This is a genomic window from Sphingomonas lycopersici, assembly GCF_026130605.1.
In the GTDB taxonomy this organism is placed as follows: Bacteria; Pseudomonadota; Alphaproteobacteria; order Sphingomonadales; family Sphingomonadaceae; genus Sphingomonas; species Sphingomonas lycopersici.
This window is the reverse complement of the sequence record NZ_JANFAU010000002.1, coordinates 381501-400947: the sequence shown is the minus strand read 5'-3', so window position 1 is coordinate 400947 and position 19447 is coordinate 381501. Positions and strand designations below refer to the sequence as shown.

20 protein-coding genes are annotated in these 19447 nt (G+C 65.7%); 18 read left to right on the top strand and 2 right to left on the bottom strand.

The genetic code is table 11. The features are described 5' to 3' along the window. The first annotated feature begins 219 nt into the window (after positions 1 to 219). The 13 genes from rpsB (at position 220) to NED98_RS05065 (ending at position 12172) form a co-directional block, all read left to right on the top strand. Positions 220 to 1032 carry a 30S ribosomal protein S2 gene (gene rpsB / locus NED98_RS05125; RefSeq protein ID WP_179511757.1) on the top strand — a complete coding sequence of 271 codons (813 nt, stop codon included), beginning with the start codon at positions 220 to 222 and terminating at the stop codon, positions 1030 to 1032. A gap of 96 nt (positions 1033 to 1128) precedes the next feature. After that, positions 1129 to 2076 carry a translation elongation factor Ts gene (gene tsf, locus NED98_RS05120; RefSeq protein WP_179511756.1) on the top strand — a complete coding sequence of 316 codons (948 nt, stop codon included), beginning with the start codon at positions 1129 to 1131 and terminating at the stop codon, positions 2074 to 2076. A 309-nt stretch (positions 2077 to 2385) separates the two neighbouring features. Next, positions 2386 to 3117, top strand: coding sequence for a UMP kinase (pyrH, locus tag NED98_RS05115; RefSeq protein WP_179511755.1), 732 nt, complete (start codon positions 2386 to 2388; stop codon positions 3115 to 3117). Then, the gene (frr, locus tag NED98_RS05110) at positions 3117 to 3674 is read left to right on the top strand and encodes a ribosome recycling factor (protein WP_179511754.1); all 558 of its coding nucleotides are present in this window, start codon (positions 3117 to 3119) and stop codon (positions 3672 to 3674) included. The genes pyrH and frr overlap by 1 nt, the downstream gene beginning before the upstream one ends. 34 nt (positions 3675 to 3708) lie before the next feature. Next, positions 3709 to 4440 carry an isoprenyl transferase gene (locus NED98_RS05105; RefSeq protein ID WP_179511753.1) on the top strand — a complete coding sequence of 244 codons (732 nt, stop codon included), beginning with the start codon at positions 3709 to 3711 and terminating at the stop codon, positions 4438 to 4440. Further along, positions 4437 to 5240, top strand: a complete 804-nt coding sequence (locus NED98_RS05100) for a phosphatidate cytidylyltransferase (RefSeq protein ID WP_179511752.1) — start codon at positions 4437 to 4439, stop codon at positions 5238 to 5240. Before NED98_RS05105 ends, NED98_RS05100 begins: the two co-directional genes overlap by 4 nt. After that, on the top strand, positions 5237 to 6394 hold the full coding sequence (locus NED98_RS05095) for a 1-deoxy-D-xylulose-5-phosphate reductoisomerase (RefSeq protein ID WP_265312131.1): 1158 nt from the start codon (positions 5237 to 5239) through the stop codon (positions 6392 to 6394). The genes NED98_RS05100 and NED98_RS05095 overlap by 4 nt, the downstream gene beginning before the upstream one ends. Next, positions 6391 to 7524, top strand: a complete 1134-nt coding sequence (locus tag NED98_RS05090) for a M50 family metallopeptidase (RefSeq protein WP_179511750.1) — start codon at positions 6391 to 6393, stop codon at positions 7522 to 7524. The genes NED98_RS05095 and NED98_RS05090 overlap by 4 nt, the downstream gene beginning before the upstream one ends. Positions 7525 to 7591: 67 nt before the next feature. After that, the gene (gene bamA, locus NED98_RS05085) at positions 7592 to 10339 is read left to right on the top strand and encodes an outer membrane protein assembly factor BamA (RefSeq protein ID WP_432423293.1); all 2748 of its coding nucleotides are present in this window, start codon (positions 7592 to 7594) and stop codon (positions 10337 to 10339) included. Beyond that, a complete protein-coding gene (locus tag NED98_RS05080) occupies positions 10339 to 10974 on the top strand; it encodes an OmpH family outer membrane protein (protein WP_179511749.1) in 636 nt (211 codons plus the stop codon). The genes bamA and NED98_RS05080 overlap by 1 nt, the downstream gene beginning before the upstream one ends. Before the next feature lie 35 nt (positions 10975 to 11009). Further along, the gene (gene fabZ, locus NED98_RS05075) at positions 11010 to 11462 is read left to right on the top strand and encodes a 3-hydroxyacyl-ACP dehydratase FabZ (RefSeq protein ID WP_265268485.1); all 453 of its coding nucleotides are present in this window, start codon (positions 11010 to 11012) and stop codon (positions 11460 to 11462) included. 99 nt (positions 11463 to 11561) lie between these two features. Further along, complete coding sequence (gene rpmE / locus NED98_RS05070) at positions 11562 to 11792, top strand: 50S ribosomal protein L31 (RefSeq protein ID WP_179511748.1); 231 nt, start codon at positions 11562 to 11564, stop codon at positions 11790 to 11792. A 44-nt stretch (positions 11793 to 11836) separates the two neighbouring features. Next, the gene (locus NED98_RS05065; RefSeq protein ID WP_179511747.1) at positions 11837 to 12172 is read left to right on the top strand and encodes a PilZ domain-containing protein; all 336 of its coding nucleotides are present in this window, start codon (positions 11837 to 11839) and stop codon (positions 12170 to 12172) included. Positions 12173 to 12405: 233 nt separating this feature from the next. Here the strand turns inward: NED98_RS05065 and NED98_RS05060 are convergent, their stop codons facing one another. Next, positions 12406 to 12870: an Hsp20 family protein gene (locus tag NED98_RS05060; RefSeq protein WP_179511746.1), complete on the bottom strand. Its 465-nt coding sequence runs from the start codon at positions 12868 to 12870 to the stop codon at positions 12406 to 12408. Positions 12871 to 13078: 208 nt separating this feature from the next. Here NED98_RS05060 and NED98_RS05055 point away from each other — a divergent pair, with 208 nt between their 5' ends. From NED98_RS05055 to NED98_RS05035, 5 genes are all read left to right on the top strand, one after another. Beyond that, positions 13079 to 15466 (top strand): TonB-dependent receptor, encoded by a 2388-nt coding sequence (locus NED98_RS05055; RefSeq protein WP_265312130.1) that lies wholly within the window; start codon positions 13079 to 13081, stop codon positions 15464 to 15466. A gap of 362 nt (positions 15467 to 15828) precedes the next feature. Next, complete coding sequence (locus NED98_RS05050) at positions 15829 to 17079, top strand: lipoprotein-releasing ABC transporter permease subunit (RefSeq protein ID WP_179511744.1); 1251 nt, start codon at positions 15829 to 15831, stop codon at positions 17077 to 17079. Beyond that, a complete protein-coding gene (locus NED98_RS05045; RefSeq protein ID WP_179511743.1) occupies positions 17072 to 17746 on the top strand; it encodes an ABC transporter ATP-binding protein in 675 nt (224 codons plus the stop codon). The genes NED98_RS05050 and NED98_RS05045 overlap by 8 nt, the downstream gene beginning before the upstream one ends. Beyond that, positions 17743 to 18336 carry a GNAT family N-acetyltransferase gene (locus NED98_RS05040; RefSeq protein ID WP_265312129.1) on the top strand — a complete coding sequence of 198 codons (594 nt, stop codon included), beginning with the start codon at positions 17743 to 17745 and terminating at the stop codon, positions 18334 to 18336. Before NED98_RS05045 ends, NED98_RS05040 begins: the two co-directional genes overlap by 4 nt. Positions 18337 to 18362: 26 nt before the next feature. Next, positions 18363 to 18842, top strand: a complete 480-nt coding sequence (locus NED98_RS05035) for a glutathione peroxidase (RefSeq protein ID WP_265312128.1) — start codon at positions 18363 to 18365, stop codon at positions 18840 to 18842. 61 nt (positions 18843 to 18903) lie between these two features. On the opposite strand, the gene NED98_RS05030 is transcribed toward NED98_RS05035, so the two are convergent. Beyond that, positions 18904 to 19446: an HdeD family acid-resistance protein gene (locus tag NED98_RS05030; protein WP_265312127.1), complete on the bottom strand. Its 543-nt coding sequence runs from the start codon at positions 19444 to 19446 to the stop codon at positions 18904 to 18906. Position 19447 lies beyond the last annotated feature (1 nt).

Sequence of the window (19447 nt, the reverse complement as noted above, 5' to 3'; positions counted from 1 at the left end):
TTCTCGCCTCGATGTGCTCCCGCGAAGGCGGGAGCCCAGACTGGGTCCCCGCCTTCGCGGGGACACAAGGGAGGTTTTCGACCGCCGTTGCTTTTCGCCCCGCATTGCGCTAGGGGCGCGGCCTTCAACCCCACATGGGAAGCATCATCACCGGTGCGCCGGCTTGTAGCCGGTCGTCATTCTCGCTTCCCAGAGGCATAACCGGAAAGGAAATTACCTATGGCGGCTCCTGTCGTCACCATGCAGCAGCTTATCGAGACCGGCGCGCACTTCGGCCACCAGACGCATCGCTGGAACCCGAAGATGAAGCCGTATATCTTCGGCGATCGCAACGGCGTCCACATCATCGACCTGTCGCAGACCGTGCCGCTGTTCGCGCGCGCGCTCGAATTCGTCTCGTCGACCGTCGCCTCGGGCGGCAAGGTGCTGTTCGTCGGCACCAAGCGCCAGGCGCAGGAGGCGATCGCCGACGGCGCGCGCCGCTCGGGCCAGCATTTCGTCAACCACCGCTGGCTGGGCGGCATGCTCACCAACTGGAAGACGATCTCCAACTCGATCAAGCGCCTCAAGGGCCTCGAAGAGCAGCTCTCGGGCAACACCGCGGGCCTCACCAAGAAGGAAGTGCTCCAGCTGACCCGTGAGCGCGACAAGCTCGAACTGTCGCTCGGCGGCATCCGCGACATGGGCGGCATCCCCGACGTGATGTTCGTGATCGACGCCAACAAGGAAGAGCTGGCGATCAAGGAAGCCAACACGCTCGGCATTCCGGTCGTCGCGATCCTCGATTCGAACGTGTCGCCGGACGGCATCGCCTTCCCGGTGCCGGCGAACGACGACGCGAGCCGCGCGATCCGCCTGTATTGCGAGGCGGTGGCGATCGCCGCCACCCGCGGCAACCAGGAGCAGCAGCGCCGCGGCGGCGCGGACCTCGGCGCGATGGCCGAGCCGATCGCCGAGGAGGCGCTGACCCCGGCGGCGGCCCCGGAAGCGGCCGAAGCGGCTGCCGAGGCCGAGCGCCAGATCGACGCCTGACCGTCGCTGAAATGTCATGCGGGCGGGGCAGGGCGGAACTGGCGCCTGCCCCGCCCGTACCCATATTCAACCGGTATCAATTGAAGGACTAGGACAATGGCCGATATCACGGCTTCGATGGTCAAGGACCTGCGCGAGAAGAGCGGCGCGGGCATGATGGATTGCAAGAAGGCGCTCAGCGAGACCAACGGCGACATGGATGCCGCGATGGACTGGCTGCGCACCAAGGGCCTCGCCGCCGCCGCCAAGAAGTCGAGCCGTACCGCGGCCGAGGGGCTGGTCGGCATCGAGGTTTCGGGCACCAAGGGCGCCGCGGTCGAAGTCAATTCGGAAACCGACTTCGTCGCCAAGAACGAACAGTTTCAGACCTTCGTCCGCGACGTCACCTCGGTGGCGCTCGAACTGGGTGACGATCTCGCGACGATCAAGGCGGCCCCGCTGGGCGGCAAGACCGTCGAGGAGGTGCTGACCACCAACATCGCGACGATCGGCGAGAACCAGAATCTGCGCCGCGCGAAGAAGCTCGAAGTCTCCAAGGGCGCGGTCGTGGGCTATGTCCACAACCAGCAGGCCCCGGGCCTCGGCAAGATCGGCGTGCTCGTCGCGCTGGAAAGCGATGCGGCGGACGATGTGCTGCAGTCGCTCGGCAAGCAGCTTGCGATGCACGTCGCGGCGGCTTTCCCCAAGGCGCTCAACGAGGAAGACCTCGACGAGGAAGAGATCGAGCGCGAGCGCGCGATCGCGACCGAAAAGGCGGCCGAGAGCGGCAAGCCGGCCGACATCATCGCCAAGATGGTCGAGGGCTCGATCGCCAAATATCGCAAGGAGCATGCTTTGGTCAGCCAGCTGTTCGTGATGGACGGCAAGACCAAGATCAGCGACGTCGTCGCCAAGGCGGCCAAGGACGCCGGCGCGTCGATCGTGCTCAAGGACTATGTCCGCTTCCAGCTCGGCGAAGGCATCGAGAAGGAAGCGTCGGACTTCGCCGCCGAAGTGGCTGCCGCGTCGGGCGTGCCGCAGAAGCAGGCCGAGCCGACCGCGTAAATTTGCGTAAGATCGGGGGAGGGGTTTCGGCTCCTCCCCTGCTTCGACCACCCCGGTTTTCGCCGGGGTTTTTTTGTCGGCGCTCAATCCAGATACCCGTCATTCCCGCGAAGGCGGGAATCCATTGCCGCTGCGCTTGCGTTCAATCCGCCAGGCCAGCCAGAATGGATTCCCGCCTTCGCGGGAATGACGAAGGTTGTTGGCGTCGGTCGAATTTCGGACCGGACGGCGAGGGCGGGCCAATCGAAGGTTGCGGCGGTTACCAGCCCCGCCTAAGGTTCGCGGCCTTACCCCAGATATCCGGAACGCATGACCAGCCCCCGCTACAAACGCATCCTCCTGAAGCTCTCGGGCGAAGTCCTGATGGGCGAGGGCGGCAAGGCGATCGATCCCGAAGTTACCGCGCGCGTCGCGGCCGAAATCGCCGATGTGAAGGCGCAGGGCTATGAGCTGTGCATCGTCGTCGGCGGCGGCAACATCTTCCGCGGTCTTGCCGCGGCGGCGCAGGGCTTCGAGCGCGCGACCGCCGATTATATGGGGATGCTCGCGACGGTGATGAACGCGCTCGCGGTGCAGAATGCGCTCGAGCGGATCGGGGTCGATACGCGGGTGCAGTCGGCGATCCCGATGCAATCGGTGTGCGAGCCCTTCATCCGCCGCCGCGCCGCGCGGCATCTGGAAAAGGGGCGCGTGGTGATCTTCGCCGCGGGGGTCGGCTCGCCGTTCTTCACCACCGACAGCGGCGCCGCGCTGCGCGCTGCCGAGATGAATTGCGACGCCTTGTTCAAGGGCACCTCGGTCGACGGCGTCTATGATGCCGATCCCAAGCAGGTGCCGACGGCAAAGCGTTATGATACCGTGAGTTACGGCACGGTCCTATCGAAGAATCTGAAGGTCATGGACGCCAGCGCGGTGGCGCTGTGCCGTGACAGCAACATTCCGATCGTCGTCTTCAACATCCGCGAACACGGCAATTTCGCTGCCGTGCTGCGCGGCGAGGGTGTGTCGACGGTGGTCCGCAACGAACAGGAGACGAAATAATGGCGGCCTATGACAAGGCGGACCTGGAGCGCCGGATGCACGGCGCGGTCGAATCGCTGAAGGGCGATCTCGGCGGCCTGCGCACGGGGCGCGCTTCCACCACATTGCTCGATCCGGTGACGGTCGAGGTCTATGGCGCACACATGCCGCTCAATCAGGTCGCAACCGTCTCCGCGCCCGAGCCGCGGATGCTGTCGGTGCAGGTGTGGGACAAGTCGAACGTCGGCCCGGTCGACAAGGCGATCCGCTCCGCCGGGCTCGGGCTCAACCCGATCGCCGACGGGCAGACGTTGCGGCTGCCGATCCCCGATCTGACCGAGGAGCGCCGCAAGGAGCTCGCCAAGCTCGCCGGGCAATATGCCGAAAAGGCCCGCATCGCCGCGCGCAACGTGCGCCGCGACGGGATGGATGCGCTCAAGACCGACGAGAAGAAGGGCGTGTTCGGCGAGGACGAGCGCAAGCGCCACGAGAATGAGGTGCAGAAGCTGACCGACAACACGATCGCCGAGATCGACGCGGCCGCGGCCGCGAAGGAAAAGGAAATCCTCGGCAAGTGATGTCGCTCTGCGCCCTTGGCCTGACGGGGCGTTCATGAGCACCGCGCCGATCCTCGCGGGCGGCGAGGGTGCCTTGCCGCGTCATGTCGCGATCATCATGGACGGCAACGGCCGCTGGGCGAAGAAGCGCTTCCTGCCGCGCGTCGCCGGGCACAAGGCCGGGGTCGAGGCAGTGCGCGCGGTCAGCCGCGCGGCGCGCGCGATGGGGATCGAGGCGCTGACGCTCTACGCCTTCTCCAGCGAGAATTGGCGGCGGCCGGAGGAGGAAGTGGGCGACCTGATGGGGTTGCTGCGGCTGTTCATCCGTTCCGACCTCGCCGAGCTGGTACGCGAGAATGTGCGGCTGCGCGTGATCGGTGATTTCCGTCGTTTCCCGAACGATGTCGTGGCGCTGATCGACGATGCGATCGCGCGGACCGCGGGCAATAGCGGGCCGTTGCTGGCGATCGCGCTCAATTACGGCGGGCAGGCCGAGCTGACCAACGCCGCGCGGCGCCTCGCCGAGCGTGCCGCGGCGGGGGCGCTCGATCCTGCCGCGATCGATGCGGGGATGATCGAGGCGGAGCTCGATACGCATGATCTGCCCCCGCTCGATTTGCTGATCCGCACCTCGGGCGAGCATCGCCTGTCCAATTTTCTGCTGTGGCAGGCGGCTTATGCCGAATTGCTGTTCGTCGATACCCTGTGGCCCGATTTCGGGGTGGCCGAGCTGGAAGCGGCGGTGGCCGATTTCGCGCGGCGCCAGCGGCGGTTCGGGGGCCTGTGACGGCGACGAACCCGCGTGCGCGCTCCGACCTGCCGACGCGGGCGGTGACCGGCGTCGTGCTGATCGCGGTCGCGCTCGGCGCGCTGCTGTGGGGCGGTGTCGCCTTCTGGATCCTCGCGGTGGTCGCGGCGCTGATCATGATGGCCGAATGGGCTGCGCTGCACGGCGCATCCGCGCGCAACACGCGGCTCGCGCAATTCGCATTGTCGGTGCCGCTGGCGGTCATGGCCCCTGCGGCGCTGACGATCGTGCCGCACGATTTCTTCTCGCTCGGGCTGCTCGGCGGGGCGGCGTTCTTCGTCGTGATCGTGACGCGCCAACCGCGGCTGGCCGCCGGGGTGATCTATTGCGGGCTGCCGGTGCTTGCGCTGATGCTGATCCGGCGCCAGCATGAGGGCATCGTCTTCACCTTATGGGCGCTGGCTTTGGTCTGGGCTTGCGACATTGGCGCCTATTTCGCCGGCCGCGCGATCGGCGGGCCGAAGCTTGCGCCGGCGATCAGCCCGAACAAGACCTGGGCGGGGCTGATCGGCGGGGTCGTCGCTGCGGGCGCGTTCGGCGTCTTCATGCACTGGCGCTTCGGCCTGCCGTGGCGGCTGACGCTCGCGACCCCCGCTCTCGCGGTGCTGGCGCAGGCCGGCGACCTTTACGAAAGCTGGCTCAAGCGCCGCGCCGGGGTGAAGGATTCGGGCAGCATCATCCCCGGCCACGGCGGCGTCATGGACCGGCTCGACGGGCTTGTCCCGGTCGCGCCCGTTGCTGCCTTCCTCGTCATCCTCCCGCATCTGTATCCGGCATGAAAACAGTCACCATTTTAGGCGCGACCGGATCGGTCGGCACCTCCACCCTCGATCTGATCGAGCGCGCGCCGGAGGCGTTCCGCGTCCGCGCGCTGACCGCCAACAGCGATGTCGCCAAGCTGGCATCGGTCGCGATCCGCACCCGCGCCGAACGCGCGGTGATCGCCGACGAAGCACATCTTCCCGCCCTCCGTGACGCGCTTGCCGGGTCGGGCGTCGTTGCCGCGGGCGGCGCCGAGGCGGTGGCCGAGGCGGCGGGCGAGGGCGCCGACGTCACGGTCGCCGCGATCGTCGGCTGCGCGGGGCTCAAGCCGGTGATGGCGGCGATCCGCGCCGGGGGGACGATCGCGCTCGCCAACAAGGAGGCGCTGGTTTCCGCGGGCGACGTGATGAAGGCGGCGATCGTCGATCACGGCGCGACCCTGCTGCCGGTCGACAGCGAGCATAACGCTATTTTCCAATGCCTTGATGCAAGGCTTTCGCACCGCATCCGACGGATCATCCTGACCGCGAGCGGCGGCCCGTTCCGCGATCGCCCGCTGGCGGAGATGGCGGAGATCACGCCGGCACAGGCGGTGGCGCACCCCAATTGGTCGATGGGCGCCAAGATCTCGGTCGATTCGGCGACGATGATGAACAAGGGGCTGGAGCTGATCGAGGCGTTCCATCTCTTCCCGCTCGGTCACGAGCAGATCGATATCGTGGTGCATCGCCAGTCGGTGATCCACTCGATGGTCGAATATGTCGACGGCTCGACGCTGGCGCAGCTCGGCACCCCCGACATGCGCACCCCGATCGCTTATGCGCTGGCGTGGCCCGATCGGATGGCGACCCCCGGCGAGCCGCTCGATCTCACCCGCATCGGCCGGCTCGATTTCGAGGCGCCCGATCCGGTGCGTTTCCCCGCGCTGCGGCTGGCGCGCGAGGCGGTCGAAGCGGGCGGGGCGCGTCCCGCGGTGCTCAACGCGGCGAATGAAGTCGCGGTGGCGGCATTTCTCGGCGGTGGTGCGCGGTTCCTCGAAATTGCCGCAATCGTTGCCGATACCCTCGAACGCTTCGACCCGCCCGCGCCTCAGACGCTCGATGCGGTGCTGGACATCGACCGTGAGGCGCGGCGACTGGCGGCGGAGTGTGTGAAGGAACGCGTCGCTTGATCCAGTCCCCGGGCCTCTTGCTGACCATCGTGGCGTTCGCGCTGGTGATCGGCCCGCTCGTGTTCATTCACGAGCTGGGGCATTATCTCGCCGCGCGCTGGTGCGGCGTGAAATCGGAAACCTTCTCGATCGGCTTCGGGCGCGAGATCGCCGGCTGGACCGACCGGCGCGGGACGCGCTGGAAGCTCGGCTGGCTCCCGCTGGGCGGCTATGTCCGCTTCGCCGGCGACATGAACGCCGGCAGCCAGCCCTCCGCCGACTGGCTCGCGCTTCCCGCGGCCGAGCGGCAGCGCACCTTCCAGGCCAAGACGGTGTGGCAACGCGCGTTCATCGTCATCGCCGGCCCGGCGATCAACTTCCTCGCCGCGATCCTGATCCTCGCCGGCTTCGCATTGGCCTATGGCGACAGCGTGACCCCGCCGGTGGTGGGCGCGACGCTCCCCAATTCGGCGGCGGCGCGTGCCGGGCTGGTGCCGGGCGACCGCATCGTCGCGCTCGGCGGCCGCGCGGTCGACACGTTCGAGAGCATGTCACGCTACGTCCGGATCCGCCCCGGCGAAACGATCCGGGTCGATTATGTCCGCAAGGGCGTCGCCGCCTCGGTGCCGGCGACGATCGGCGTGCGGCACGAGCGCGATCGCTTCGGCAACGATTATCGCATGGGCGTGCTGGGGCTGAGCGCGACCGCGCCGGTCTATCGCGAGGTCGGCCTGCTGGAGGCGCCGGTCGTCGCGGTGCGCCGCACCGGGCAGATCGTGTCGATGATGGTCGAGACGATCGGGCAGGTCGTCACCGGGCGCCGCTCGGTCGCCGAGCTCGGCGGGCCGCTGTCGATCGCCAAGGTTTCCGGCGAACAGATCACATTGGGGCCGGAAGCGTTCGTTTTCCTGATCGCCCTGGTGTCGATCAATCTGGGGTTCATCAACCTGCTGCCAGTTCCGATGCTGGATGGCGGGCACCTCATGTTCTATGCGATCGAGGCGGTGCGTCGCCGGCCGGTCGGGCCGGAAGCGCAGGAATGGGCCTATCGCGGCGGACTGGCGGCGATTCTCGCATTGATGCTGCTGGTGACGTTCAATGATCTGGATAATTTGGGCCTGTGGCGCAGCCTCGCCGGCTTGATCGGCTGATCAAGCTGGGGCAGGGCGCAGCACGCGGTGGACTAAGGGTAGCTTTCAGGGTGGATTGGTGACGGCTTTGACAACAACTCTTCGCCCGCAATCGGTGGCATTGCTGCTCGCCGGCACGATGCTGGCCGGCGTGCCGCTGGCGGCTGCCGCGCAGACCGCGCCCGCCGAGCAGGCGCCGACTCCCGCTGCGGTCCCCGCCGCGCCGGCTGCCGCTCCGTCCGCGCCCGCGGTGCAGGTGGTGCGCACGATCCGCTCGCTGCGGGTCGACGGATCGCAGCGCATCGAGCCGGAAACCGTGCTGAGCTACACCAAGCTCCGGGTCGGCGATTCCTACACCAACGAGACGCTCGATCAGGCGATCAAGGATCTCTACGCCAGCGACCTGTTCGCCGACGTCACCGTCACTGGTGCGGAATCGGGCGATATCGTGCTGCGCGTGCGCGAGAATCCGATCATCAACCGCGTGATCCTGGAGGGCAACAAGCGCCTCAAGGAAGATAAGATCTCCAAGGAGATCAAGCTCAAGCCGCGCCAGATCTTCACCCGTTCGGCGGTGCGCGCGGATGTCGCGCGGATCATCGAATTGTATCGCCGGCAGGGCCGTTTCGCCGCCAGCGTCGATCCGAAGATGGTCAACCTCGACCAGAATCGCGTCGACGTGGTGTTCGAGATCAGCGAGGGGCCGAAATCCAAGGTCCGCCAGATCAACATCATCGGCAACCAGGTGTTCGATGATGCCAAGCTGCGGTCGCAGATGGCGACGAAACAATCGCGTTTCTTCCGCTTCATGTCGTCCAACACGTCCTACGATCAGGATCGTCTGGCCTACGATCAGCAGAAGCTGCGCCAATTCTATCTCACCAACGGCTATGCCGACTTCCGCGTCACGAGCGCGGTGGCAGAGCTGACCCCAGATAAGCGTGATTTCATCATCACTTATGTGGTGGAGGAGGGGCCGCGTTACAAGTTCGGCAACGTCTCCGTCGACAGCGATATTCGCGATTTCGACAACAAGCGCATGGCGCAGACGCTCTCGATCAAGAAGGGCGACTGGTATGACGCGAAGAAGGTCGAGGACACGGTCGACAGCCTGAGCCAGACGGCGGGCTTGTTTGGCTATGCCTTCGCCGACGTGAACCCGGAATTCTCGCGCGACCGCGACGCGCTGACGATGTCGATCAATTTCCACATCGCCCAGGCGCAGCGCACCTATGTCGAGCGGGTGGAGATCACCGGCAACACCCAGACGCAGGACAAGGTGGTCCGCCGCGAGGTTCGCCTCGCGGAAGGCGATGCCTTCAACAGCTTCCAGGTCAAGCGCTCGACCGATCGCATCAACAGCCTGGGCTATTTCCAGGACAAGTTCGAGATCAAGCAGACCCCGGGCTCAGCGCCCGATCGCGTCGTGCTCGAGGCGAACGTCGAGGAAAAGGCGACGGGTCAGCTCCAGCTGTCGGCGGGCTATTCGAGCCTCGAACGCTTCATCATCCAGGCCAACATCACCCAGTCGAATTTCCGCGGCAAGGCGCAGGAATTGCGCGCCGGCGTCAATTATTCGGCTTATTCCAAGTCGGTCGAGCTGGGCTTTACCGAGCCCTATCTGTTCGATCGCAACATCGCGCTGGGCGTCGACCTTTTCCGGCGCGATTACAACTCGTTCAACTATCTCGGCACCGATCGCCAGACGACCTACAGCCAGACCTCGACCGGCTTCCAGGTGCGGCTCGGCGTGCCGCTGACCGAATATTGGTCGCTGTCGGGCCGTTACGGGCTGTCCTATGACGAGGTGAGCCTCGACCGGGGCACCTATTACACCGATTCGAACGGTGACGGCATCCGCGGCAACAGCCCGGGCGACAAGTGCGATTCGCTGCTCGCTGGCCGCTATCTCTGCGATTCGCTCGGCAACCGGCTGACCTCGTCGGTCGGCTATTCGCTGATGTACAACAGCCTCAACAGCCGGCTGCGGCCGACCAAGGGGACGCGCTTCTCGTTCAGCCAGGATTTCGCCGGGCTGGGCGGCGACGTGCGCTACATCCGCACCCGCGCGGAAGGCGCGAAATTCTGGGGCGTCGGCAAGGGCTTCGTTTTCTCGTTCGTCGGCGAGGCGGGCTATATCAAGTCGCTCGAATCGAGCCGCGGGCCGGGGATCGACAAGGTCCGCATCACCGATCGCTTCTACCTCGGCGAGCCGCAGTTCCGCGGCTTCGACATCCGCGGCGTCGGCCCGCGCGTGCTGCGTCAATATTATACGACCGATTCCTCGGGCAAGCAGGTGCTCATCACCGATCGCAACCAGATCGTCGACGACGCGCTGGGCGGCAATGCTTATTACCTCGGCCGGATCGAGCTGGAACTGCCGCTCGGCTCGGGCGCGCGTGAGCTCGGGCTGCGTCCGTCGATCTATGTCCAGGCGGGCAGCCTGTTCAGCATGACTCGGCCGCTGGATACGGCAACCTTCCCGGTCGCGGCGGACGGAACCGTGCTCCCGTTGCCGGCGACGAATGCCTCGGGCCAGGCGCTGTACAATTACACTCTGGGCAACGGCACGGTCGCGACGACCACCTGCGCCGCGGGCCTTCCCACGCCGGGCGGCGGGTGCAACGGCGTCGTCCCGAACTCGCCGATCATCGCGTCGCAGCCGTTCAAGGAAACCTATTACGGCGGCTCGGCCAGACCGCGCCTGTCGATCGGTTTCGGCGTCAACTGGACCTCGCCCTTCGGTCCGTTGCGTATCGATATCGCCAAGGCATTGTTGACCCAGCCGGGCGACGACAAGAAGCTCATAACCTTTAACGTAGGGACTCAATTCTGATGAATAGCTTCAAGACCATGCTGATGACGGCGGCGCTGGTCGCGCCGGGCGCGCTTCTGGCGGGTGTTTCGCACGCACAGGTAGGCGGCGTTGCCGTCGTCGACCCCGATGGCGCGGTGGGCAACAGCAACGCGTGGAAGACCGCCGCGTCGCAGCTCCAGACGACCTATAAGGCGACGCTCGATCAGGCCGAGGCGCGCCGTCAGGCGATCGCCAACGAGATTCAGCCGCTTGTGGCCAAGGCGCAGGCCGATCAGAAGGCCAATGTGCCGCAGGCGCAGCTGCAGACCCAGCTTCAGGCGATCCAGGCCAAGGAACAGGCCGGCAACGCCGAGCTGCAGCGCATGACGCTGCCCTATGCCCGCGCGCGCGGCTATGCGATCGAGCAGATCCAGGCCCAGCTCAAGGCGGCGATCGACGCGGCTGCGGCGCGCAAGAAGGCGAGCATCGTGATCGGCCCGAACGACGTCGTGCATCTCGATCCGGCGGGCGATCTGACCGCCGACGTGACGACCGAGCTCAACCGGCTCGTGCCCTCGGTCAGCATCGCCCCGCCGGCGAACTGGCAGCCGGGCCAGCAGGGCGGCGCCGCTGCGCCGGCACCGGCCAACACCAAGCAGCCGCAGGGCCGGTGAGCGAGGCGGAAGCGACGAGCGGCGCCGGCGTCAATATCGGGCCGCTCGACACCGCACGGGTAATGGCGGCGCTGCCGCATCGTTATCCGATCCTGCTGATCGATCGTGTCGAGGAACTGATCCTCGACCGGTCGATCGCGGCGATCAAGGCGGTGACGGTCAACGAGGAATTCTTCCAGGGGCATTTCCCCGGGCGTCCGATCATGCCCGGCGTGCTGATCGTCGAGGCGCTGGCGCAGGCCGCCGGGGTGCTGGCGGTGGAAAGCCTTGGCCTCGCGGGCTCGGGCAAGCTGGTCTACTTCATGGCGATCGAGAACGCCAAGTTCCGCAAGCCGGTGGAGCCGGGCGTGCTGCTTCGACTGGAGGTCGAATTCGTCCAGAAGCGCAGCAGCGTATGCAAATTCGCCGGGGTTGCGAAGATCGACGGACAGGTGGTGGCCGAGGCCAATTTCACCGCGATGATCGCCGATCCGCCCAAGGCGGGCTGAGCGAGGTCACGGCTTTTTGACTTTGCGGGGCGCCTGCGCTAGGCGCCCCGCTTCCTTTCAGGCTGGTCGGAAACCAGCCACATCCAAGGACTGACTGACGTGAAAAAAGACATTCATCCCGATTACCACATGATCAAGGTGCAGATGACCGACGGCACCGTGTTCGAAACCCGCTCCACCTGGGGCAAGGAAGGCGACACGATGCAGCTCGACATCGATCCGCTGGCGCACCCGGCGTGGACCGGCGGCCGCGGCCAGGTGCTCGACACCGGTGGTCAGGTCGCGCGCTTCAACAAGCGCTTCGGCGGTGGGCTGACGCTCCGCAAGTAACGGCGTTAAGAGCGCGTTAGGCATGTCGGGCTAGGCTGCCCGGCATGTTTGCAGCCGAATTCGAACCTTTGTTCAGCGATAACCGGCGCCGCGACCCGCGTGCGCCGGTTTCGTTCGATTCGGCCGCCGAGGAACCGGGCGGGCTCGCGCGGACCTTGTGCAAGGTGATCGACCTGTCGCGCCACGGCGCACGGCTCAGCACCTATTCCGCGCTGCGCCGCGGGATGGCGATCTGGCTGACGCTGCCGGGGATCGGCCCGGTCGGTGCGGACGTGATGTGGGCCGACGATTTCGCCGCCGGCTGCCGCTTCCACGCGCCGCTCGATCCCGACGTGTTCGAGGCGTTGACCGGGCGGGGCGGGCATATCGCGGCGCATTAGGAATTGGCCGCTTTACGTCCGTTCGGCCTGAGCTTGTCGAAGAGCTGCACTTCTTTCCTTGGAAGAAAAGGGGCGGGGCTTCGGCAAGCTCAGCCCGAGCGGGTTGAGGTGGCTGCGCTCCACGACCCTAAGCACATAATAACGAAAAGAGGCGCCCGGGCCTTTCGACCCGGACGCCCCCGACGCCTCGGAAAGGGAGCAAGGAGGCGCCGAACTTTCCGGCGCTGCGGCGTTTACGCAGCCTTGGCTTCGTCGGCCTTGGTATCGACCGCGGCCAGCGGCGCGCCGGTGCGGATCGCGATGCTCTTCGGCTTCATCGCCTCGGGCACTTCGCGGACCAGATCGATCACCAGCAACCCGTCATTGAGCCGCGCGTCTTCGACGAAGACGAAATCGGCCAGCTCGAAACGACGCTCGAAGCTGCGGTTGGCGATGCCGACATGCAGGAAATTGGCATTTTCCTGCGGCTCGGCCTTCTTGCCGGCGACGAGCAGCAGGTTCTGCTGCGCGGTGATCTCGATCTCGTCGCGGCTGAAGCCAGCGATCGCCAGCGTGATGCGATAGCGGTCCTCGGCGAGGCGCTCGAGGTTGAACGGGGGATAATTGTCGGCCGCCGAGCGCGCATTGGTCTCAAGCAGGTCGAACAGGCGATCGAAGCCGATCGTCGAGCGGCGGTAGGGGGTAAGGTCCAGTCGCATATCAAATCCTCTTTTGAGCGAGTTGACGACAAGATGCCCGCACGTAGCGCAGCATCCCGCACGGCCCGATCAGTGGCGCCGTGCAACCGAAAAGATGGGAGGACGAATGAAGTTTTCAAGCAGGTAGGCTGAAAACCTACTTTCTTGGTCGAGATTGAAAGCGCCGATACAACACTGGGCGACGAACCCACTCGTCCAGGGAAAGAACATGTCGATCACGCTCGCATTGCTGGCCGCCGCCGCGCAGGCCGCGCCCGCCGACAATCCGCCCGTTGCGCCCCCGGCACCGCAGACCAATTCGCAGGCCGCGCCGGACGAACAGGAAGATCCCGGCCGGCTCGGCCCGGCGCAACAGAGCGGGGGCGACATCCTCGTCACCGCGCGGCGCCGCGCCGAAACGATCCAGAGCGTGCCGATCGCGATGTCGGTGATCGGCGGCAAGGCGGTGTCGGATACCGGCGCCTATAATGTCGGGCGGCTGACGCAGCTCCAGCCGTCGCTGCAATTCTATTCGACCAATCCGCGCAACTCGGCCGCCAATATCCGCGGGCTTGGTGCGCCGTTCGGGCTGACCAACGACGGGATCGAGCAGGGCGTCGGCATCTATGTCGATCAGGTCTATTACAGCCGCATCGCCTCGGCGACGTTCGACTTCACCGATACCGACCGGATCGAGATCCTGCGCGGGCCGCAGGGCACGCTCTACGGCAAGAACACCACCGCCGGCGCGATCAACATCACCACGCGCAAGCCGAGCTTCGATACCGAGGCGCGCTTCGAGGTGAGCGGCGGCAATTACGATTTCTTCCAGGCGAAGGGCTCGATCTCCGGCCCGCTGGTCGGCGATGTCGTGGCGGGGCGCTTCTCGGCTTCGTTCACCACGCGGCGCGGGACGATCTGGAACACGACGCAGGAGCAATGGCAGAACAGCCAGGACAATCTCAGCTTGCGCGGCCAGATGCTGTTCCGCGCGGCGTCCAACCTCGATATCACGCTCTACGCCGACTATAACCGCCAGGCGCCGACCTGCTGCGTGCAATATTATGCGCGCCTCGCGCCGACCCAGCGCCCGGCCAACCGGCAATATACCGCGCTTGCCGCCGCCGCGGGCTATGCCGTCCCCTCGACCAATGCCTTCGATCGCATCACTGATGTCGATACGCCGCTGCGCGCGCGGCAGAAGCTCGGCGGCGCCTCGATGGTGGCGAATTGGGACCTCGGCCCGGCGACGCTGACCTCGGTCACCGCGTGGCGCTTCTGGAACTGGGACCCGTCGAACGACCGCGATTTCATCGGCTTGCCGATCACCACCGTGTCGGCCAATCCGTCGCAGCAGGACCAGTATAGCCAGGAAATCCGCCTCGGTTCGAACGGCAAGCATGCGATCGATTACACGGTCGGGATGTTCTATTTCTATCAGACGATCGATACGCAGGGGCTGCAGGTGCAGGGGCCGGCGGCGAGCGCGTGGCTGCTCAACCCGACCAGCGCGGCGGCGAAGAACCCGGCGACGCTCAACGGTCTCACCTCGCGCAACACGATCGGCTTCAAGAACACCTCCGCCGCCTTGTTCGGCAAGCTGACCTGGCATGTCACCGACAAGTTGCAGATCTCGCCGGGCGCGCGGCTCAATTACGACAAGAAGGAAGGTTCCTACGTCTCGGTCGTGACCAACGGGCAGGGCAGCACCAACCTGACGAGCGATCAGCGCGGGGTGCTCGCGCCGCAGAGCTATGCCCCGAAATTCGACAATTGGAATTTCTCGGGCGACATCACGCTCGCCTATGAATTCTCCCCCGACGTCCACAGCTATGCGACCTATGCGCGCAGCTACAAATCGGGCGGGATCAACCTCTCCGGGCTACCGCTCGACGCGAACAACAACCCGATCCTCTCCACCGCGACGGTGAAGCCGGAGACGGTCAACCATTATGAACTCGGCCTCAAGACCCAGTTGCTCGATCGTCGCGCGACGATCAACCTCGCCGCCTTCTGGACCGATATCTACGATTATCAGGCGACGGTGAACAATTTCCAGCTCGCGGTGCTGCGCGGCTATCTCGCCAACGCCGGCAAGGTGCGGACGCGCGGCATCGAGTTCGATTCGGCGTTCCGCCCGACCAGCGGGCTCAACCTCTACGTCAACGGTGCCTATACCGACGCCAAATATGTCCGCTTCGCCAATGCGCCGTGCCCGCCCGAGCTGTCGGGCGGCAGCAACAGTCCGCCGTTCTGCGATATTTCCGGCCAGCGGCTGCCGGGTGTGTCGAAATGGGCGTTCAGCTATGGCGCGGAATATAATTGGCCGGCCGGCGACGGGCAGGTCTATGTCGGCTACGACGGCAGCTATCGCTCGGATTTCTCGTCCAATCCGTCACCCTCGGCCTATATGAACATCGCGGGCTATTCGCTGTCCAACTTCCGTCTCGGCTATCGCAAGGGCGACAAGCTCAACATCTTCGCCTGGGTGCGCAACGCGTTCGACCAGAATTATTATGAGCTGCTGACAACGCAATCGGGCAACACCGGGCTGATCGTCGGCCAGCCGGGCGATCCGCGGACCTTTGGCGTGACGCTATCGTTCGGGATCAACTGAACTTTTTTCTCCCCTCCCTTGAACAGGGGAGGGGAGGTTATAAATTCCTATTGCCCTGAAACGGCAAACGCCCGGATCGGTATTCCGACCCGGGCGCCTGCGTGACGATCGCTCGTCAGCCCCCTATCCCGTCGCAGCCCGCGCGCTTCTTGCGAAGCGGGGCGGTGACATTCCCCGAACCACGGCCTTTGCCTGTGTGCCAGTGCGCTATTGCTACTAAGCCACACGGGTCGGTGTCGATGAAAATGAACGCCAGCTAAATAGATTGTCCGCGCCCTGTGACGATTCCGCCACAGCGTTGCCCAGGCGCGGCCAGCGCACGGAGGTTGCCAGCCGCGCGCGGCGCCGATAGACGGTGCGGCATGATCCTGTCGCGCTATGAACGGATGATCGCGCGGCGCTATCTGCTTCCGGGCAAAGGGGAACGCTTCATCGTTCTCGTCGCCGGCTTCAGCCTCGGCGCGGTGATGCTTGGCGTCGCAGCGCTCGTCATCGTGATGAGCGTGATGAACGGCTTCCGCGCCGAACTGTTCGACAAGATCGTCGGGCTCAACGGCCATGCGGTGGTGCAGGGCATCGACGGGCGGCTCGCCGACTGGCAGCAGATCGCACGCTGGGCGAAGGAAACGCCCGGCGTCACCAGCGCCGTCCCGCTGATCGATCAGCCCCTGATGTCGAGCTATAACGGCCGGGTCGAGGGCATTTTGGTACGCGGGATGCGCGTATCGGATATCCGCAACAATTCGACGATCGGGCAGAAGGTCGTCGCCGGCTCGCTCGCCGATCTGAAGCCGGGCAGCGGCAATGTCGCGATCGGCGCGCGGCTGGCGGAGGCGCTGGGCGCGACCGTCGGGTCGCAGATCACGCTGATCAATCCCTCAGGCCAGTCGACCCCGTTCGGCACGGTGCCGCGCTACGTGAGCTACAATGTCGCCGCGATCTTCGAGATCGGGGTCTACGATTACGACAAAGCCTATGTGATCATGCCGATCGAGGATGCGCAGACACTGCTGCTGCTCGGCGATACGGTCGGGATGGTCGAATTGCAGACCGACAATCCGGACAAGGTGGCGCAGATCCTGGCGCCGCTCGCGCAAAAGGTCGGGCGGCTCGGAGTGATCACCGACTGGCGGCAGATGAACGCGCAATTGTTCGATGCGCTCGCGGTCGAGCGGGTGGCGATGTTCACCGTCTTGTGCATCATCATCCTCGTCGCGGCGTTCAATATCGCCAGTTCGCTGATCATGCTGGTCCGCGCCAAGACGCGCGACATCGCGATCCTGCGCACGATGGGGGCGACGCGCGGCGGGATGATGCGGATCTTCATGACCGTCGGGATCTCGATCGGCGCGCTCGGCATCGTCGCCGGGCTGATCCTCGGTTCGATCTTCCTCTTCTATCGTCAGGCGGTGGTGAACTTCGTCCAGCTCGTCACCGGGCAGAATCTGTGGGATCCGTCGATCCGCTATCTCACCGAGCTGCCGTCCAAGCCCGATCCGGTGGAGATCGTCGCGATCGTGCTGATCACCGCGCTGATGACCGTGCTGGCGACGCTCTATCCAGCGTACAAGGCGGCGAGCACCGATCCGGTGCAGGTGCTGCGCTATGAGTGACGCGGTCCTCGAAACGATCGGTCTCGCCCGCAGCTTCACCCAGGGTGGCGAAACAATCGAGGTATTGCGCGGCGTTAACCTGGCGGTTGCCCCGGGCGAGATCGTCGCGCTGCTCGGCCCCTCCGGCTCGGGCAAGTCGACCTTGCTCCAGGCGGTCGGGCTGCTCGAAGGCGGGTTCGAGGGTTCGATCCGCATCGCCGGGGCGGAGGCGGCGCAGCTCGATTCGCATCAACGCACCGTCGTCCGCCGCGACCGGCTCGGTTTCGTCTATCAGTTCCACCATCTGCTGCCCGATTTCGACGCGCGCGAGAATGTCGTGCTGCCCCAACTGATCCACGGCGCGGGGCAGGCGGAAGCGGAGGCGCGCGCCGATGCGTTGCTCGCCGCGCTCGGCCTCGGCCACCGGCTGACGCACCGCCCGAGCCAGCTTTCGGGCGGCGAGCAGCAGCGCGTCGCGGTCGCCCGCGCGCTCGCCAACCGGCCCGCGTTGGTGCTGGCCGACGAGCCGACCGGCAATCTCGACGAGCAGACCGCCGATGTCGTGCTCGCCGAATTCCTGCGGCTGGTGCGCGGCGAGGGCTCGGCGGCGCTGGTCGCGACGCATAACGAACGGCTGGCGGCGAAGATGGATCGCGTCGTCCGGCTCCACGACGGGGTATTGCAATGAACCTGTGGCGTGACGCGCCGACCTTGCGGGGGCGGCATGTCACGCTGCGCCCGCTGACGCTCGAGGATCGCGACGCGGTGGTCGCGGCGGCGGCGGACGGCGATCTGACCGAATTGTTCTTCACCAACGTTTCCGGGCTCGCCGATCCCGACAAATTCCTGGCGGCGGCGTTCCGCGAGCGCGATTACGGGCGCGCGATGCCCTTCGCCGTCGAAACCCCCGACGGGCGCGTGGTGGGGCTCACCCGTTTGATGCGGATGCACGAGCAGCATCGCCGGGTGGAGATCGGCGGCACCTTCTATGCGCGCTCGGTCCAGCGCACCGGGGTCAATACCGAGGCGAAGAAGCTGCTGCTGACCCACGCCTTCGAGGTGCTGGGGTGCAATGTCGTGCAGATCCGCACCGACTGGTTCAATCGCAATTCGCAGCGCGCGATCGAGCGGCTCGGGGCGAAGCGCGACGGGGTGCTGCGCGCGCATCAAATGCTCGACGGGCGAGTGCGTGATCTGGTGGTCTATTCGATCATCGCTTGCGAATGGCCTGGGGTGCGTGTCAATTTGGAACATCTGCTGGCGCGTCATCAGGGGTAATCATCCGGGGTAAAAGGGGAAGGGCGATGGAGGCGATCACCGATTTCGAGGTCAAGGCGGCGGACGGCGGGACGGCGGCGCTCGATACGTGGCGCGGCAAGGTGCTGCTGATCGTCAACACCGCGTCCAAATGCGGCTTCACCCCGCAATATGAGGGGCTCGAAGCGCTCCACCGCAAATATGCCGATCGCGGGTTCGAGGTGCTGGCGTTTCCCTGCAACCAGTTCGGTGCGCAGGAACCGGGCGATGCGGCGGAGATCGCCAATTTCTGCTCGCTGACCTATGACGTGACCTTCCCGGTCTTCGCCAAGATCGAGGTCAACGGGCCGAACGCCGATCCGCTGTTCGAACGGCTCAAGAGCGACGCGCCCGGGTTGCTCGGATCGAAGGCGATCAAGTGGAACTTCACCAAGTTTCTCGTCAATCGCGCGGGGCAGACAGTGGCGCGCTACGCCCCGACGACCAAACCGGCCGATATCGAGGCGGATATCGAGAAGTTGCTGTAGGCTTTACTCCCCTGCGTCCCCGCCCAGGCGGGGGCACAAGATACGGCCCGATCGCGCACCTTCACTCGCCCAGTCGGAGGCTTTCGCCGCGGTGGTCGAGCGCGAACATCGTCCAGGTCGCGCCCGACAACAGAAAGCTGAATCCAAGCAAGATGCCCGGCAACGCGAGCGCCGCGACCGGCATGCTGTAGATGATATAGCCGGCGAACAGCAGGTTGAGCACGCCCAGCGCGATCATCAGCCCGCGCCCGCGGCGGAAGCGGACGCCCCAGGCGAGGTCCGTCACCCCGCGCACGATCAGGAACAGCGCGAGCAGCAACGTCAGCGAGATCGCGCCGACCATCGGCTGGAACATCATCACCAGCCCGCCGAGCAGCGAGAGCAGCCCGACGATGACGGCATAGCCGCGCCCTTCATGCTCCTTGCCGAACACGCCGGCGAGCAGCGAGAACAACCCTGCCGCGATCAGATAGGCACCGATTACGATCGTCGCGGCGAAGGTCGCCGGGATCGGCAGGAAGATCGCGACTATCCCGAGCAGCAGCGAAACGACGCCGTAGGCGAGAATCCAGCCCCAGCCGATCCCGCGCGCCGAATCCGTCATG

What these genes read in the sequence shown, in the direction of transcription:
- NED98_RS05060 (WP_179511746.1), bottom strand. Translation starts at nt 12,870, where the DNA reads ATGCGACTGGACCTTACCCCCTACCGCCGCTCGACGATCGGCTTCGAT.
- NED98_RS05030 (WP_265312127.1), bottom strand. Translation starts at nt 19,446, where the DNA reads ATGACGGATTCGGCGCGCGGGATCGGCTGGGGCTGGATTCTCGCCTAC.
- pyrH (WP_179511755.1), top strand. Translation starts at nt 2,386, where the DNA reads ATGACCAGCCCCCGCTACAAACGCATCCTCCTGAAGCTCTCGGGCGAA.
- rpsB (WP_179511757.1), top strand. Translation starts at nt 220, where the DNA reads ATGGCGGCTCCTGTCGTCACCATGCAGCAGCTTATCGAGACCGGCGCG.
- NED98_RS05035 (WP_265312128.1), top strand. Translation starts at nt 18,363, where the DNA reads ATGGAGGCGATCACCGATTTCGAGGTCAAGGCGGCGGACGGCGGGACG.
- NED98_RS05055 (WP_265312130.1), top strand. Translation starts at nt 13,079, where the DNA reads ATGTCGATCACGCTCGCATTGCTGGCCGCCGCCGCGCAGGCCGCGCCC.
- NED98_RS05040 (WP_265312129.1), top strand. Translation starts at nt 17,743, where the DNA reads ATGAACCTGTGGCGTGACGCGCCGACCTTGCGGGGGCGGCATGTCACG.
- tsf (WP_179511756.1), top strand. Translation starts at nt 1,129, where the DNA reads ATGGCCGATATCACGGCTTCGATGGTCAAGGACCTGCGCGAGAAGAGC.
- NED98_RS05080 (WP_179511749.1), top strand. Translation starts at nt 10,339, where the DNA reads ATGAATAGCTTCAAGACCATGCTGATGACGGCGGCGCTGGTCGCGCCG.
- frr (WP_179511754.1), top strand. Translation starts at nt 3,117, where the DNA reads ATGGCGGCCTATGACAAGGCGGACCTGGAGCGCCGGATGCACGGCGCG.
- NED98_RS05045 (WP_179511743.1), top strand. Translation starts at nt 17,072, where the DNA reads ATGAGTGACGCGGTCCTCGAAACGATCGGTCTCGCCCGCAGCTTCACC.
- NED98_RS05065 (WP_179511747.1), top strand. Translation starts at nt 11,837, where the DNA reads ATGTTTGCAGCCGAATTCGAACCTTTGTTCAGCGATAACCGGCGCCGC.
- NED98_RS05050 (WP_179511744.1), top strand. Translation starts at nt 15,829, where the DNA reads ATGATCCTGTCGCGCTATGAACGGATGATCGCGCGGCGCTATCTGCTT.
- NED98_RS05105 (WP_179511753.1), top strand. Translation starts at nt 3,709, where the DNA reads ATGAGCACCGCGCCGATCCTCGCGGGCGGCGAGGGTGCCTTGCCGCGT.
- NED98_RS05095 (WP_265312131.1), top strand. Translation starts at nt 5,237, where the DNA reads ATGAAAACAGTCACCATTTTAGGCGCGACCGGATCGGTCGGCACCTCC.